The sequence below is a fragment of the Tsuneonella amylolytica genome (genome assembly GCF_003626915.1).
In the GTDB taxonomy this organism is placed as follows: domain Bacteria; phylum Pseudomonadota; class Alphaproteobacteria; order Sphingomonadales; family Sphingomonadaceae; genus Tsuneonella; species Tsuneonella amylolytica.
Genome location: NZ_CP032570.1, coordinates 2,216,672 through 2,231,387 on the forward strand (window position 1 = coordinate 2,216,672; position 14,716 = coordinate 2,231,387).

Below are 14,716 nucleotides of genomic sequence, written 5' to 3' on the forward strand. Positions count from 1 at the left end.
TACGGCTCTGCGTATCCCGCAATATCCCTGCAACAATCGCACGCAACGATCTTCGCCCGTCCGCCGAAGGATTGACGGTCCCCTGTGGCAGGGGTGCCACACGGAAGTTCGAGGCCGTATCCGGGAAAGGAGGCCGACCTTGCTTGACCCTGTAAGCCGGCAGCCTTACGCGAACGTCAATCGGTTTCGGGAAAGGACTGAATTGATGGGCACGGCTTATATCGTCGACGCGGTGCGGACCGCCGGGGGCCGGCGCGGCGGGCGCCTCGCCGGGGTGCACCCGGTCGATCTCGCCGCGCAGACGCTCGACGCGCTCGTCCAGCGGACCGGCATGGACCCGGCGCGTATTGACGACGTGGTGATGGGCTGCGTGACGCAGGGCGGCGAGCAGGCGATGCAGGTCGGCCGGATGGCGGTGCTCGCCAGCAAGGTGCTGCCGCAGTCGGTCCCCGCGGTCACCATCGACCGGCAGTGCGGATCGAGCCAGCAGGCGATCCAGTTCGCAGCGCAAGCGGTGATGAGCGGGACGCAGGACGCGGTGATCGCGGCGGGCGTGGAAAGCATGACCCGGGTGCCCATGGGCACCAACCTCACGCTTCACATGAAGGAGGGCATGGGCCACTACAAATCGCCCGGCCTGGAAGAGAAATACCCCGGGATCATGTGGTCGCAGTTCGCCGGCGCGCAGATGATCGCCGACAAGTGGGACATGACGAAGGAGGCGATCGACCGCTTCGCGCTCCACAGCCACGAGAAGGCCGCCGCCGCGACGAAAGCCGGCGCGTTCGCGCGCGAAATCGTGCCGATCACCGTCGAGACGCCCGAGGGGCCGGTCGAGCACACGACCGACGAGGGCATCCGCTACGACGCGACGCTCGAAAGCATCGCTTCGGTCAAGCTGCTGCAGGAAGGCGGCAAGCTGACCGCCGCGAGCTCCAGCCAGATCTGCGACGGGGCCAGCGCGGCGCTGATCGTCAGCGAGACGGCCTTGAAGGAACTCGGCCTCACCCCCCGCGCTCGCATCCACACGCTGACGGTGACCGCCGGCGACCCGGTGATCATGCTGGAGGAACCGCTGTTCGCCACCGACAAGGCGCTGGCCCGCGCCGGCCTTACGATGGGCGACATCGACCTCTACGAGGTGAACGAGGCGTTCGCCCCGGTGCCGATGGCCTGGCTCGCGCACACCGGTGCGGACCCGGACAAGCTCAACGTCAACGGCGGCGCGATCGCATTGGGTCACCCGCTCGGCGCGAGCGGAACGAAGCTGATGGCGACCCTGCTGAACGCGCTCCACGCGCGCGGCGGCAAGTACGGCCTCCAGACCATGTGCGAGGGCGGCGGCGTCGCCAACGTGACGATTATCGAGGCTGTGTAATGGCCGTCATCCCAGCGGACGCTGGGATCGCCGGCCGCTATGTCCGAGCTATCCAAACCTGATCCCAGCGTTCGCTGTGATGACGAATTGACGAGAGGAAAATTATGAAAGTCGACAGCAACACCGCAGCCGTCGTGACCGGCGGCGCATCAGGCCTCGGGGCCGCCACCGCCCGCGCGCTCGCGGCCAAGGGCGCCAAGGTCGCGATCTTCGACCTGCAGGAAGAGAAGGGCAAGGCGGTCGCCGAGGAAATCGGCGGCGTGTTCTGCGAGGTCAACGTGACCGACGACGCATCGGTCGACGCCGGCTTCGCCAAGGCGCGCGAGGCCCACGGGCAAGAGCGCATCCTGGTGAACTGCGCGGGCACCGGCAACGCGATCAAGACCGCCAGCCGGTCGAAGACCGACGGCAGCATCAAGCACTTCCCGCTCGATGAGTTCAACTTCATCATCCAGATCAACCTCGTCGGCACGTTCCGCTGCATCGCCAAGTCGGCGGCCGGCATGCTGACCCTCGATCCGGGCGAGGACGGCGAGCGCGGCGCGATCGTCAACACCGCGAGCGTAGCGGCGGAGGACGGCCAGATGGGCCAGGCGGCCTATGCGGCGTCGAAGGGCGGCGTCGTCGGCATGACCCTGCCGATCGCGCGCGACCTGATGAGCGAGGGCATCCGGGTGAACACGATCCTGCCGGGCATTTTCAACACCCCGCTGATGAACGCCGCTCCGCAGGCGGTGAAGGACGCGCTGGCCGCCAGTGTGCCGTTCCCCAAGCGGCTCGGCAATGCCGAGGAGTACGCGCTCCTCGCCATGTGCATGATCGAGAACGGCTACTTCAACGGCGAAGACGTGCGCCTCGACGGCGCGATCCGCATGGCACCGCGCTGATGCCGTTCGCGGCAGGGGCGGGCCCGGTCTAGGCCGCCCGCCCATGACGATTACCCGCGCCCCCCGGTCCCCTTTATCGAGGCGGGTCGGGGGGCGCGCATCGTTTCAGGCCTTCGTACACGGCAGGCCCACACGGAACGGAGAGAGACGGCCATGAGCGACTACACCCAGATCCGGTACGACCAGGACGGTCCGGTAGCGACGATCACGCTGCACCGGCCCGAAAAGATGAACGCCTTCACGCGCACGATGATGGACGAGATCATCGACGCGATCGACCGGACCGATGCCGACGACACTGTGCGCGGGGTGATCTTCACCGGCAGCGGCGAGCGGGCGTTCTGCGCGGGCGCCGACCTGACGCCCGAAGGCGGCGGTCACGTGTTCTCCGACCCCAACCCGGTCGAGGATCTGTCGGACGAGCGGGTGCGCGACGGGGGCGGGCGGCTGACGCTACGGCTGTTCGATTCGAGAAAACCGCTGATCTCGGCCTGCAACGGCGTGGCGGTGGGCGTGGGCGTGACGATGCAGCTGCCGATGGACATCCGCCTCGCCGCCGACACCGCGCGCTTCGGCTTCGTCTTCGCGCGGCGGGGGATCGTGCCCGAGGCCGCCTCGAGCTGGTTCCTGCCGCGGATCGTCGGCACGCCGACCGCGCTCGAATGGTGCATGACCGGGCGGCTGATCGATGCCGCCGAAGCGCAGGCGAGGGGGCTCGTGCGGTCGGTCCATCCGCAGGACGAGTTGATGGACGCGGCGACGGCGATTGCGCGCGAGATCGCCGACAACACCTCGGCCGTCTCGGTCGCGATGACGCGGGCGATGCTGTGGCGCAACGCGGTGGCCGAACATCCGATGATGGCGCACCGGGTCGACAGCCGGGCAATCTACCGGCTCAGCCGCAGCGCCGACGCGCGCGAGGGGATCGCGAGTTTCCTGGAAAAGCGCGTCCCCCGATATCCGGACACGGTGAGCGCCGACATGCCCGACTTCTACCCGTGGTGGGACGAACCGGGATACCAATAGCCCTCGCTTGCCAAGGCGGACGGTTTCCCTAGAAACCATGCCGATGCCCGACACCCCCGACACGCGCCTCGCCGACTTTCTGCCCTACCTGCTGTCGGTCGCGTCGAATGCGGTGTCGAGCCGGGTGGCGGACGCCTATGCCCGGCAGTTCGGTTTGCGCATTCCCGAATGGCGGGTGATGGCGGTGCTGGGCGATGCCGGCGCGCGGACCCAGCGCGACCTGACAACCCAGACGCTGATGGACAAGGTCGCGGTCAACCGCGCCTGCCGCGCGCTGGAAGAGGCGGGCCTCGCCTCGCGCACAGCCAACGCGCGCGACGGGCGCTCGCACCACCTCGAACTCACCGCCGCGGGGCGGGAGATGCACGGGCGAATCATGCCGCTCGCGCTCGAGATGGAGCGTCAGCTGTTCGAGGGGTTTTCCGCCGAGGAGCGGGACACGTTTCGCCGGCTGCTCGGGCGTGTGCGCGAGGCAGCCGGCGATTTCGATCCGGAGGGCTGAGCGCGCGGCGCAAGCGCCGGGCGCTGCTCGCCCGTATCAGCCCCCGGGGCCGTTGCCGGAGAACGCGTCGCTGATCGAACAGGCCGCAGGGCCCAGGATGACAATGAACAGCACCGGCAGGATGAACAGGATCAGCGGCACGGTCATGATCGCGGGCAGGCGCGCGGCCTTTTCCTCGGCGCGCATCATGCGCTCGTTGCGGAACTCGGCCGAAAGCACGCGCAGCGCCGAGGCGAGCGGGGTGCCGTAGCGTTCGGTCTGGATCATCGTGGTGACGACGCCCTTGACCGCGTCGAGGTTCACCCGGCCTGCCAGGTTCTCGAACGCCATGCGCCGCTCGGTCAGGAACGACAGCTCGATCGCGGTCAGCGCGAATTCATCGCCGAGCTCGGGATAGGCGCGGCCCAGTTCCTTCGCCACGCGGTTGAACGCGGCGTCGACGGTGAGACCGGCCTCGGCGCAGATGACGAGTAGGTCGAGCGCGTCGGGCAGGCCCTTGCGGATCTCGCCGGTGCGCTTGGTCGCCTTGTTCTTGAGGAACAGCTCGGGTCCCTTGTAGCCGAAGCCGACCGCGGCGGTCAGCGCGAACAGCTTCTTCATGCTGCCCCAGTCGGGCATGATATTGAGCACGTAGAACAGCATGAAGGCGACGAAGCCGAAGACGATCGGCAGCACCATGCGCAGGCCGATGATGTAGACCGCCAGCTCCTTGTTGCGGTAGCCGGCCCAGGCCAGCTTCTGCTGGATGACCTCGATCTGGCTCTGCTGGAGAACCTTCATGTTCGCCAGCGTTTCCTTGACCTTGTCGGTCGAGTCGGTGCGGCGGACGAGGCTCTGGCGCTTGCGCGCGTTCGACTTGACGATGCCGGCCTTCAGTTCCTCGCGGCGGGCGGCCAGCGCCTTCACCCGCTTGGACATCGGGTCCTTGACGGTCACGGCGGCGTAGATCGCCATCATCACCGCCAGCGCGGCGACCGCGGCGAGCAGCGTGCCGACGAGGATGACGTCGAAGCCGAGGAGGGTGGGTCCGGTGGGAGTCATGTCTGCCGCCTCAGATTTCGAAGCTGACCATCTTGGCCATGATGAAGACGCCGATGCCCATCCAGGTGAGCCCGCCGAGACCGGCGACGATCAGGCGGTCCTCGGTGAAGAAGCCGCCGACGTAGCCGGGGTTGATCCACCAGATCATCACGAACACGATGAACGGCAGCGCGCCGACGATGTAGGCCGAAGCCTTCGATTCCGAGCTCATCGCCTTGATCTTGAGCTTCATCTGACCGCGCTTGCGCAGCACGTCGGCAAGGTTCGACAGCGTTTCGGCGAGGTTGCCGCCGGTCTCGCGCTGGATAGCCAGCGTGATGGTGAAGAAGTTGAATTCCGCGATGCCCAGCCGGTCGGCGGTGACCTGGAGCGCTTCCTCCATCGTCCGGCCGACCCGGATGCGGTCGACGATCGCCTTGAATTCCAGCCCGACGGGGCCGGGGATTTCCTGCGCCACGACGGCCAGGGTCTCGGTCACCGGCAGGCCCGAGCGCAGGCCGCGGACGAGCAGTTCGATGGCGTCGGGAAACTTCGCGTTGAACTGGTTGGTCCGCTTCTTGATCATGAAGTTGACCACCAGGTGCGGGATGCCCGCACCGGCGAACATGCCGATCAGCAGCGACAGCAGCGCGGCGCCCGTCTTGAGGTACAGGATCACCGTGAAGAACAGCGCGATGCCCAGCGACCCGTAGAGGTAGTGGGTGATCGTCCATTGCTTGCCCGTGCGGTCGAGCCGCATGGCCAGCGCCTCGGCCTTGGAGCTCGATCCGGCGACCTTGAACTGCAGCGGCTTGCGCGCGGCGATCGCCTTCTTGAGCTGCGATTCCACCTTGGTGTCGGTGCTTTCCGAATGGCGATAGCGGACCGCCTGCAGGCGGCGGTTGCCTTCCTTGGCGGCCGACGGACCGGCGAACGCGGAATACCCGACGACCATCACGGCCATCAGCCCGGCGGCGAACAACAGCAGCTGGAATATCGACATCGCTCTGCCTGGCCTCTCTCAGTTCGAATGCGGCTGCGGGCCGGCGGGGGTCGCCGCCGGCCCCGCCGGTGTCACGCCTCGGCCTTCGCCGCGGACTTGTCCTTTTTCGCCAGCAGCGACTTGAAGTCGAAGCTGCCGAGGAGCGACTTCTTGCCGCCCGCCGGTTCGTCGCCCGCGTCCTCGTCGGTCGCGCCGATCACCTGGTCGGCGAGCTGGCGGATGGCCTGGCTCGCCTTGCTGGCGCGGTTGGCGTCGGCGAAGGTCTGACCGAGCTTGGCCGCATTGGCCGCCGCCTTGACGTCGTAGGGGACGAGAAAGTCGATCTTGCGTTCGATCGAGGCTTCGAAGTCGGCCTTGCTGATCTCGGCGACGCCGCCCTGGACCTTGTTGGCCACGACGATGGGGTGCGCGTGCGCGGCGTTGGTCTTGAGCCAGCTCAGGATGCGGATCGTGTCGCGCGCGCTCGCCAGCGTCATCTCGGCGGCGAGGACCACCACGTTGACGTCCGCCAGGAGGTGCGGGAAGTTGATCAGCATGTTGCGCGGCAAGTCGATGACCGTCATCTCGAACGCGTGGCGGAATTCCTCCTCCAGCTGAACGAAGGCGCTGCCGTCGGTCATCAGGGGGGCGTTGATCGGCGCTTCGGCCGACAGGATCGCCAGGTTGTCGTTCGCGCGGATCATGGCGCGTTCGATGAACAGGCCGTCGATGCGGCTGGGGTTGTCGATCGCGTCGGTCAGGCCGCGGCCCGGCTCGAGATCGAGCGCCAGTGCGCCGGTGCCGAAGTGCACGTCGAGGTCGAGCAGCGCGGTCGGCAGCTTGTGGTCGGCCGAGAACAGCCACGCCAGCGAGGTCGCCAGCGTCGATGCCCCGACGCCGCCCCGCGTGCCGACGACGGCGGTCGAGATGTGGCGCTTCACCGCATCGGGATCGTTCGACTTCGGCGCGGAGAACACCGCCTGCGCGTTGGTGAGGGCATCGCGCAGCTGGCTCGCCGACAGCGGCTTCAGCAGGTAGTCCTGGATGCCGCTGGCGAGGAGATCGCGGTAGAGCCGCACGTCGTTGACCTGGCCGATCGCGATCACGACCGTGCCGGGCTCGCAGACTTCGGCGAGCGCGTTGATGTCGTTCAAGGGATCGCCGCTTTCCGACAGGTCGACCATCAGGATGTTCGGGCTGGCCGCGACCGAAAGCGACTGCACCGCGTTGCGCAGGCCGCCCTTGGCGCACTTTTCGGGCTGCCAGCCCATCTCGATGACGACGGGGCGCAGCGTGTCGAGCGCGGTCTCGTCGCAGATGAATGCCGCGAACGGATCGCGTCCGCCGGCGCCGGGTTTCCAGGGAGCATTCATGGTCTTAGTTCCCTCCGCTGCCCGTGCTGGCGGCCTTCAGTTCGCCGCCGCCGGTGTTGGCCTTCTTGCGATACGTCTCGATCGCCTTGTTCGAGCTCATGATGACCGTGTCGCCGGTGGCGCCCTGGCCGCTGAGCAGGTCTTCGGGGTTGGCGATCATCGCCGCCATGTTGCCGTTGACCGCGCAGCCGTAGCCGGGCGAGGTCGCGTTGGCGTAGTTCATGTCGCTCCTGCGGCCCCAGTCGGGGCAGCCCGGAACCGACGCGGTCACGCGGGTCAGCACGACGCGGGCGGTGCCCGGCTGGACGAGACCTTCGGTCACCGGCGCGCCTTCCGACAGAAGCAGTCCGTGGCGCGCCGCAATCGCGGCCACCGCCGCGCGGGTCGCGCCGCCCGCCACCGGGTCGTCGACCGCGATACGGTCGCCGTAACGCAAGTCCATCGCGTCGAACCAGGCCGAGAGCCGCTGCTGTTCGCCGGCCGACAGGCCTTCGTAGCCCGAGGCGAGATCGAGCGTATAGCTCGTCTTGGCGACCACCGGCTGCTTCACGCTGTAGACGCTGGTGTTGCTGTAGGCGCCGGGCGCATTGCACGCGCCGAGCGTGAGGCCGAGGGTGAGGGCAAGAGCGCCCGCGATACGGCGTTTGGTCAACATCTCCTGCACCTTTCTCACTTGAGGTTGAAGCCGGGGGCGGCGGCACCGGCGGCGGTATCCGCCTTGGCGCTGCGGGCCTTGCGGCGCTTGCGATCGCTCGGGGCCGCGTCGGGCGCGGCGTAGGAGATGCCGGGACCGGTCGGGACCGTGCCTTCGATCGCCGTCGCGCCGGGGCGGGCCTGGCCGGATACGCCGGCGTTGTCCTGCATCCCCAGCAGACGGGCCAGCTCGTTCGGGGCGTTGAACCCGTCGGTCGGCAGGCGGATGTCGCTGGCGTTGTTGACCGGGTTGACGAGGTAGGGCGTCACCACGATCACCAGCTCGGTCTCGCCCTTGCGGAAGCTGGTCGAGCGGAACAGGTTGCCCAGGATCGGCACGTCGCCCAGGCCCGGGGTCTTGTCGACCTGGTTCTGCGCGTTGTTGCTCATCAGGCCGGCGATCATGAAGCTCTGGCCGCTGCCGAGCTCGATCGTCGTTTCCGCGCGGCGGATGGTCAGCGCGGGCACCTGGAAGCCGTTGATCGTGACCGCGCCCTGGCTCGACAGCTCCGACACTTCGGGGCGGACGCGCAGGCTGATGCGGCCGTTGGCCAGCACCGTCGGCGTGTAGGCGAGGCTGACGCCGTACTTGCGGTATTCGATCGAGGTCGAGCCGAGGCCCTGGCTGATCGGGATCGGGAATTCGCCGCCCGCCAGGAAGTCGGCCGTCTCGCCCGACAGCGCGGTAAGGTTGGGCTGCGACAGCGTACTGATGAGGCCCGCGCGCTCGGCAAGGTCGAACGCCGCGCCGATGTCGAGGCCGAACAGGCGGCCGAACGCGGCGAGCGTCGAGCCGGTGCCGGTGCCCTTCACGAGGCTGCCGCCGTCGGGTGCGACGGTGAACCCGGTGCCGAGCCCGTTGGGGCTGCCCGGGGTGTAGGTGGTGGTAGGGCCGCGGCCGGTGGTGACGCCGAACTTGAACCCGCCGGTCGAATCGACCGTCTGCAGGTTCGATCCGATCTCGCGGACCAGCGAGCGGCTGACCTCGGCGAAGCGGACCTGCAGGTTGACCTGCAGCGGCGTCGCGGTGCGCAGCCGGCTGATCACGGTCGCGCCTTCGCCGACGAAGGCGGCGACGAGGCGCTCGGCCTCGGCGGCATCCTCGGGCGCGGCGACGGTGCCGGTCAGGAGAAACGTGTTGGTGCCCATCGTGGCGACATTCACCCGCGCTTCGGGCATCGCCAGCGTCAGCATCTGGTCCACGCTGTCGATGTTGTTGCCGACCCGCACGTTGGCCGACCAGATCACGGCGCCCGCTTTGTTGCTGGCATAGACGGTGGTCACGCCGCCGGCCTTGCCGAACAGGTAGAGCTGGCGTTCCGATTTCACCTGGACGTCGGCCACCGCATCATTGGCGACGAAGACGTCGGCCATCGCGCCGGGCACGTTGACCAGCTCGCCGCGACCGATCGACAGGTTGATCGTCTGCGACGGCGAGATGGTGCCCTGGGCCTGCGCGGGCAGCGCGGGGATGCCGGCGAGCGGTGCGGCGGCGAGGCCGGCGAGCAGCAGCGTGGCGGTGAGGCGACTTTTCATGGTCTTGCCCTTCGAATGGATCCGGCGGGTGCCGAAAGTTGCGTGTCCGTTCATGGCCGGGATCCTCAGTAGGCGCCGAGCGTGCCGGCGACGGTGGACCCGCCGCGGGCGATCGCATCGGCCTGCGTCTGGTTGAACTGGCTGACCTGGCCGCCCTGCGAGATCGTGACGGTGCTGGCATCCTTGCCGCGGGTGACGGTGACCGTCGAACGCGGCGGGGCGGGGCGGCGACCGGCCGGGGCCGGGGCGGCGGCGCCGGGCACGATGACCGTCGCGGCGGGCGCGGTGGCGGCGGCGGACGGCGGGGGCGGCATGGTGCGGCGCTGGAAGCGCGACACGTCGCCGCCGGTCTGGTAGGTCGTCGCGCCGTCGGTCGGCCGGTTCATCGCCTCGCGCAGCAGCTTTTCTTCCTCCTGCGGCGTGGCGCCGTCGGGGATCTTGACGTCGCCCTGGGCGATGGCGCGTTCCAGTTCGGACTGGCTATCGGCGATCGAGCGCAGCGAGAGGCTGAGCGTGCCGATGGTCTGCGCGACCGAGACCTTCTCGGCGATCTTCGGCGTGACCTCGAGGGTGACGGTGCGCGACTGCTTCACGATCGTGCCGCCCGACTCGTCCTTGTCCTGCGTGGTCGACTGGTCGGTCGCGAGGACGCGAAGGTTACGAAGGATGGTTTCCGATGCCTTCAGGTTGCCGCCATCGCCTTCGACCGTCTGGGTCAGCACGAGGTCGACACGGTCGCCCGGGAATACGAAGCCGGCGACGCCGGTCTTGTCCGACACGGGCACGGTCACGGCGCGCATGCCGGGGCCGAGCGCCGCGGCGAGGAAGCCGCGATCGCCGGGCTTCACCAGCGAGCCTTGCGTGACCGGCTCGCCCGCGGTGACGGGGAAGCGCACGACGGTGCCGAGCAGCTTGGAGACGTCCGATTCGCCTTCGAGGAAGTAGGCGTCCTTCACCAGCTCGGCCGGCCAGGGCTGGAACCCGATGGCGTCGGCGGTGATGATGGTGCCGGTCGGCAGCACGCGCTGGGCGACGAGCACCTTGGGCCCCGCCGGTACGGGCGCGGCCTCGGCCTGGGGAGCGGATGCTCCGGCGAACATGCTCCGGGCCATCATCGCGGTGATCACGGCGATCACCAGCGCGCCCACCAGCAGCAGCAGCTTCTTCCTGTCCATGGCTGTCTTAGCCCCCTCAAAGTCCCGGCAGGTCCGGCCGGTGCGGAATGGTTGCCGTGGTTAAGCGGCGAACGGTTAAAATCGGGTCAACCGGCCAGCGGGCCGGAAATCGAAGCCTGCGCGGCGGGCAGGTAGATCGTGCCGATCACCCACAGCCCGGCAGCCGCAATGGCGACGCCGTAGGGGATGGCCAGCCGGTCGCGCTGGCGGCGGGCGATGTGCCACATGCCCATGCCCAGCGTCAGGATGCCGCCCACGACCGCCATGACCAGCAGAAGCTGCAGGAAGGGGTAGGGTTCGATCCACAGCGCCAGCGCGGTCAGCAGTTTGACGTCGCCGCCGCCCATCCACTTCATCGCGAACATCGCGGCGAACACGGCGAACGCGCCGATGCCGACGGCGATCTGAAGCGCGACGCCCGGCCACAGCGACAGGCCGCTGGCGTACCACCACACCGGCGCGGCAAGCGCGATCGCGGCGTTGAGCCAGTTGTCGATCTGGCGCCGGCGCCAGTCGGTCGCCGCGGCGACGAGCAGCGCGATTGCCAAGGCCACGACCAGCCCGTATTGCAGATATCCGCCCAGCATTGAGATAGTCCCCAAGTCCCTTGGATCGGGGTGCTAGCGGCCAGTGCTTACCAAACAGTAACCAAGGCCGGAGTTCTGCCATTAGCCACTTGCGCGAAGCCGGTGGAAACCCTGCGGACGCGCGACGCGCGATCCCGCACGGCGCGCGCGAAAGCCGCTGGACCGCGCCCGACGGGCACCCGATCCGGCGGCTCGACATGGCTTCTCCCGAGGGCGGGGCGCGCGGTTCGCTGCTTTTTCTCTCAGGCAGGGGCGACGGGTACGAGAAATATCTCGAAGCGCTCGGCCACTGGCACCGGCAGGGCTGGCGGGTCACCGCGATCGACTGGCGCGGACAGGCCGGATCGGGCCGGCTGGGGGCCGATGAGGTGACCGGGCACATAGAGGATTTTACCCAGTGGACCGGCGACCTCGCCGCGTTCTGGTGCGACTGGTCGCGTGGTCATCCCGGCCCGCGCGTGCTGGTCGGTCATTCGATGGGCGGGCATCTCGCCCTGCGCGCGGTGGCCGAAGGGCTGGTCGATCCCGCCGCGGTCGTCCTCACCGCGCCGATGCTCGGGATCGGCCGCCTGCCGCCGGCGCTGCTCCACGCGGCGGCGCGGCTGATGGTCCGTATGGGCGACCCGCGCCGCCCGGCCTGGAAATGGAGCGAGAAGCCCGGCGAGCCGCCGGCGGCCCGCGCGCATCTGCTGACCCACGATCCCAACCGTTACGAGGACGAACTGTGGTGGCGGCGGGAACGGCCCGAACTCGTCATGGGGCCGGGCAGTTGGGGCTGGGTCGAGCGGGCCTACGCCTCGATGCGGGGCCTGTTTGCGCGCGGCGTGCTGGAGGGGGTAAGGGTCCCCGTCCTCGTCGTCGCGACGTCCAACGACAAGCTGGTGTCGTGGCCGGCCATCGTTTCGGCGGTGCGGCGGCTTCCGGCGGGCGAGATCGCCGAATTCGGCGCCGAATCGCATCATGAAATTCTGCGCGAGGCGGACCCCGTGCGCCTGCGCGCTTTTGCCGCGATCGACGATTTCCTCGCCCGGACGATTGCCCGATGAGCGCCGATTTCGCGATCGCGATCGTCGGCGCAGGCATCGCCGGTGCCAGCCTCGCCGCCGAACTTTCCAGCCTTGGCGAACACCGGATCGTCCTGCTCGAGGCGGAAGACCGGCCCGGCTACCACACCACCGGCCGGTCGGCGGCATTCTGGGAAGAATGCTACGGCGGGCCCGACGTCGTTCCCCTGACCCTCGCCAGCGGACCGTGGCTGCGCGAACACGGCTTCCTCAGCCCGCGCGGCGCGCTCTACGTCGGGACCGACGCCGACCGCCCCGCGCTCGACGCCTTCATGGAGCGGTTTGCGGGGAGCGGGGTTCACATCGCCCGCCTTGGCGCGGAGGAACTGGCCCGGCGCCTGCCCGGCGTGCGCGCCGACTACACCTCCGCGGTGTGGGAACCGGCCTGCGCCGATATCGACGTCGCGGCACTGCACCAGCACTATCTCGCCGCCGCGAAACGGGGCGGGGTCGAGCTTCGCACGCGCTGGCGGGTCGTCTCGGCGGATCGCGAGAACGGCATCTGGACACTCGCCAACGCACACGGCGAGACGCTGACCGCCGGCACGGTCGCCAACGCCGCCGGCGCCTGGGCCGACGGTTTCGCCATGCTCGCCGGAGCGCGCCCGCTCGGCATCCAGCCCCTGCGCCGGACGGTTGCGCAGCTGCGCACCGATCCGCCGCCGCCCGCCGACCTGCCGCTCGTCCTCGACATCGCGGGGCGGTTCTACTTCAAGCCCGAAAGCGGCAAGCTGTGGCTGAGTCCGCACGACGAGGAGCCGAGCGAACCATGCGACGCCGCGCCGGAAGAGATCGCCGTCGCCGAGGCGATCGACCGGTTCGAACGGGTCACCGACTGGCGCGTCGTCGCCGTCGAACGCAAGTGGGCGGGCCTGCGCAGCTTCGCGCCCGACCGGCTGCCGGTCTACGGTTTCGATCCGGATGTGGAGGGATTGTTCTGGTTCGCCGGGCAGGGCGGCTTCGGCATCCAGACCTCGCCCGCGGCCGCGCGGCTCGGCGCGCAGCTCCTTCTGGGTGCGCCGCGCGACGCGACGACGCAGACGCTCGACCCCGCGCTCTACGCGCCCGCCCGGTTCCGGGCGTGAGAGTCTAGGCGACCGCTTCCGCGGCGGCGCAGGCCAGCGCATCGACCCGCTCGTTCTCGGCGTGGCCCGAGTGGCCCTTGACCCAGATCCACTCGACCGTGTGCGGCCTCGCCGCCGCGATCAGTTCGTGCCACAGGTCGGCGTTGCGGACCGGCTGTTTGCTGGCGTTCTTCCAGCCGTTACGTTGCCAGCCGTGGACCCACTTGGTGATTCCGTCGAGCACGTACTTGCTGTCGGAATGCAGGCGGATTTCGCACGGTTCGATTAGTGCTTCGAGCGCGCGGATCGCAGCGGTCAACTCCATGCGGTTGTTGGTCGTGTCGGCCTCGCCGCCCGACAGTTCCTTCTCGTGACTGCCCATGCGCAGCAGCGCGCCCCAGCCGCCGGGGCCGGGGTTGCCCTTGCAGGCCCCGTCGGTGAAAATATCGACTTTCTTCATTGCCAGGCGGTGTCACCAGCAGCGGCGTAGAATTGCAAGCGGCGCATGAAGGCCATCGGGTCCTTGCGTGTCACCAGCGCGTCTGGCGGAGTGTCGAGCCAATCCTCGGCCCGGCTTGCGACGAAGCGCAGGCAGGCTCCTTGCGCGAGGACGGGGAGGGCGGCGCGCTCGGCATCCGACAGCGGGCGGACGGCTTCGTACCCTTCGACCAGCGCGCGCCCCACCGCCGCGTCGAACCGTTTGCCCGACCGGTCGAAACTCCACGCCGCGTGGGTGACGGCCAGGTCGTATGCCATCGCTTCCTCGCAGGCGAAGTAGAAATCGATCATGCCCGTGACCCGGTCGCCGCGCATGAGCACGTTGTCGGGAAACAGATCGGTGTGACAGATCGCGCGCGGGAGATCGCCGGGCCACCGGGCGGCGAGAGAGCGCGCGACATCCACCGCGTCCGGCAGGTCCGGATCGATGGTCGACAGCGCCGCCGGGCCGCAGGTGTCCAGCACGCGGAGCGAGGCGTCGATATCGAGCGCGTTGGCGCGGCTCTGCCCGAAGTCCGCGCTCGCGATATGCATGCCGGCCAGCGCCGCGCCCACTGCGCGGGCCTGCGACGCGGTCGGCCGGTCCACCGATACGCCGGGCAGGAACTCGATCAGCGCCGCCGCCTTGCCGGCGACTTCGCGCGACAGCGCGCCCGACCGGTCGTGGATCGTGCGCGGGACCGGACAGCCGCGGGCCGACAGGTGATCGAGCAGCGCGAGGAAAAACGGCAGGTCCGCAAGGTCGATGCGCCGCTCGTAGAGGGTCAGGATGAACCGCCCGCCCGCGCCGTCGCGGCCGGTCGTCTCGACCAGCCAGTTCGAATTCGAGATGCCTTCCGCGATCCCCTTGGCCGAAACGAGTTCGCCGACGTCGTATTCGGCGATCAGCGCGGCGAGGTCCTCGGCGGCGAGGTGGGTGTAGACCGCCATG

At 69.0% G+C, this 14,716-nt stretch carries 15 protein-coding genes; 6 read left to right on the top strand and 9 right to left on the bottom strand.

What is annotated here, in order from left to right; translation table 11 throughout:
• Nucleotides 1-205: 205 nt before the first annotated feature.
• From D4766_RS10825 to D4766_RS10840, 4 genes are all read left to right on the top strand, one after another.
• Complete coding sequence (locus D4766_RS10825; protein ID WP_120717465.1) at nt 206-1,378, top strand: acetyl-CoA C-acetyltransferase; 1,173 nt, start codon at nt 206-208, stop codon at nt 1,376-1,378.
• Between the two features lie 104 nt (nt 1,379-1,482).
• Nucleotides 1,483-2,265 (top strand): SDR family NAD(P)-dependent oxidoreductase, encoded by a 783-nt coding sequence (locus D4766_RS10830; RefSeq protein ID WP_120717466.1) that lies wholly within the window; start codon nt 1,483-1,485, stop codon nt 2,263-2,265.
• 153 nt (nt 2,266-2,418) lie between these two features.
• Complete coding sequence (locus D4766_RS10835; RefSeq protein WP_120717467.1) at nt 2,419-3,291, top strand: crotonase/enoyl-CoA hydratase family protein; 873 nt, start codon at nt 2,419-2,421, stop codon at nt 3,289-3,291.
• Nucleotides 3,292-3,334: 43 nt separating this feature from the next.
• Nucleotides 3,335-3,793 carry a MarR family winged helix-turn-helix transcriptional regulator gene (locus D4766_RS10840; protein WP_120717468.1) on the top strand — a complete coding sequence of 153 codons (459 nt, stop codon included), beginning with the start codon at nt 3,335-3,337 and terminating at the stop codon, nt 3,791-3,793.
• Between the two features lie 36 nt (nt 3,794-3,829).
• On the opposite strand, the gene D4766_RS10845 is transcribed toward D4766_RS10840, so the two are convergent.
• The 7 genes from D4766_RS10845 to D4766_RS10875 all read right to left on the bottom strand — a co-directional run bounded on the left by D4766_RS10845 (nt 3,830) and on the right by D4766_RS10875 (nt 11,159).
• The gene (locus tag D4766_RS10845) at nt 3,830-4,834 is read right to left on the bottom strand and encodes a type II secretion system F family protein (RefSeq protein ID WP_120717469.1); all 1,005 of its coding nucleotides are present in this window, start codon (nt 4,832-4,834) and stop codon (nt 3,830-3,832) included.
• Between the two features lie 10 nt (nt 4,835-4,844).
• Complete coding sequence (locus D4766_RS10850; RefSeq protein ID WP_120717470.1) at nt 4,845-5,816, bottom strand: type II secretion system F family protein; 972 nt, start codon at nt 5,814-5,816, stop codon at nt 4,845-4,847.
• A 71-nt stretch (nt 5,817-5,887) separates the two neighbouring features.
• Nucleotides 5,888-7,168, bottom strand: coding sequence for a pilus assembly protein CpaE (locus tag D4766_RS10855; RefSeq protein WP_120717471.1), 1,281 nt, complete (start codon nt 7,166-7,168; stop codon nt 5,888-5,890).
• Between the two features lie 4 nt (nt 7,169-7,172).
• Nucleotides 7,173-7,823, bottom strand: a complete 651-nt coding sequence (locus tag D4766_RS10860) for a CpaD family pilus assembly protein (protein ID WP_120717472.1) — start codon at nt 7,821-7,823, stop codon at nt 7,173-7,175.
• Between the two features lie 14 nt (nt 7,824-7,837).
• Complete coding sequence (locus tag D4766_RS10865) at nt 7,838-9,397, bottom strand: type II and III secretion system protein family protein (RefSeq protein WP_120718187.1); 1,560 nt, start codon at nt 9,395-9,397, stop codon at nt 7,838-7,840.
• Between the two features lie 65 nt (nt 9,398-9,462).
• Nucleotides 9,463-10,572 carry a Flp pilus assembly protein CpaB gene (cpaB, locus tag D4766_RS10870; protein ID WP_120717473.1) on the bottom strand — a complete coding sequence of 370 codons (1,110 nt, stop codon included), beginning with the start codon at nt 10,570-10,572 and terminating at the stop codon, nt 9,463-9,465.
• 86 nt (nt 10,573-10,658) lie between these two features.
• Nucleotides 10,659-11,159, bottom strand: coding sequence for an A24 family peptidase (locus D4766_RS10875; protein WP_120717474.1), 501 nt, complete (start codon nt 11,157-11,159; stop codon nt 10,659-10,661).
• Between the two features lie 89 nt (nt 11,160-11,248).
• Between D4766_RS10875 and D4766_RS10880 the strand changes: the two genes are divergently transcribed.
• A complete protein-coding gene (locus D4766_RS10880) occupies nt 11,249-12,205 on the top strand; it encodes an alpha/beta fold hydrolase (RefSeq protein WP_234024784.1) in 957 nt (318 codons plus the stop codon).
• Nucleotides 12,202-13,308, top strand: coding sequence for an NAD(P)/FAD-dependent oxidoreductase (locus D4766_RS10885; protein WP_120717475.1), 1,107 nt, complete (start codon nt 12,202-12,204; stop codon nt 13,306-13,308). The genes D4766_RS10880 and D4766_RS10885 overlap by 4 nt, the downstream gene beginning before the upstream one ends.
• Before the next feature lie 4 nt (nt 13,309-13,312).
• On the opposite strand, the gene rnhA is transcribed toward D4766_RS10885, so the two are convergent.
• Both rnhA and thrB read right to left on the bottom strand, forming a co-directional pair.
• Nucleotides 13,313-13,747, bottom strand: coding sequence for a ribonuclease HI (gene rnhA / locus D4766_RS10890; protein ID WP_120717476.1), 435 nt, complete (start codon nt 13,745-13,747; stop codon nt 13,313-13,315).
• Nucleotides 13,744-14,715: a homoserine kinase gene (gene thrB / locus D4766_RS10895; RefSeq protein WP_120717477.1), complete on the bottom strand. Its 972-nt coding sequence runs from the start codon at nt 14,713-14,715 to the stop codon at nt 13,744-13,746. Before thrB ends, rnhA begins: the two co-directional genes overlap by 4 nt.
• Between the last annotated feature and the right edge of the window lies 1 nt (nt 14,716).

Bases quoted from the DNA above. Each gene is read 5' to 3' on its own strand.
- D4766_RS10860 (WP_120717472.1), bottom strand. From the start codon at position 7,823: ATGTTGACCAAACGCCGTATCGCGGGCGCTCTTGCCCTCACCCTCGGC.
- D4766_RS10825 (WP_120717465.1), top strand. From the start codon at position 206: ATGGGCACGGCTTATATCGTCGACGCGGTGCGGACCGCCGGGGGCCGG.
- D4766_RS10885 (WP_120717475.1), top strand. From the start codon at position 12,202: ATGAGCGCCGATTTCGCGATCGCGATCGTCGGCGCAGGCATCGCCGGT.
- D4766_RS10830 (WP_120717466.1), top strand. From the start codon at position 1,483: ATGAAAGTCGACAGCAACACCGCAGCCGTCGTGACCGGCGGCGCATCA.
- D4766_RS10840 (WP_120717468.1), top strand. From the start codon at position 3,335: ATGCCCGACACCCCCGACACGCGCCTCGCCGACTTTCTGCCCTACCTG.
- D4766_RS10855 (WP_120717471.1), bottom strand. From the start codon at position 7,168: ATGAATGCTCCCTGGAAACCCGGCGCCGGCGGACGCGATCCGTTCGCG.
- thrB (WP_120717477.1), bottom strand. From the start codon at position 14,715: ATGGCGGTCTACACCCACCTCGCCGCCGAGGACCTCGCCGCGCTGATC.
- D4766_RS10850 (WP_120717470.1), bottom strand. From the start codon at position 5,816: ATGTCGATATTCCAGCTGCTGTTGTTCGCCGCCGGGCTGATGGCCGTG.
- D4766_RS10865 (WP_120718187.1), bottom strand. From the start codon at position 9,397: ATGAAAAGTCGCCTCACCGCCACGCTGCTGCTCGCCGGCCTCGCCGCC.
- D4766_RS10875 (WP_120717474.1), bottom strand. From the start codon at position 11,159: ATGCTGGGCGGATATCTGCAATACGGGCTGGTCGTGGCCTTGGCAATC.
- rnhA (WP_120717476.1), bottom strand. From the start codon at position 13,747: ATGAAGAAAGTCGATATTTTCACCGACGGGGCCTGCAAGGGCAACCCC.
- cpaB (WP_120717473.1), bottom strand. From the start codon at position 10,572: ATGGACAGGAAGAAGCTGCTGCTGCTGGTGGGCGCGCTGGTGATCGCC.
- D4766_RS10835 (WP_120717467.1), top strand. From the start codon at position 2,419: ATGAGCGACTACACCCAGATCCGGTACGACCAGGACGGTCCGGTAGCG.
- D4766_RS10845 (WP_120717469.1), bottom strand. From the start codon at position 4,834: ATGACTCCCACCGGACCCACCCTCCTCGGCTTCGACGTCATCCTCGTC.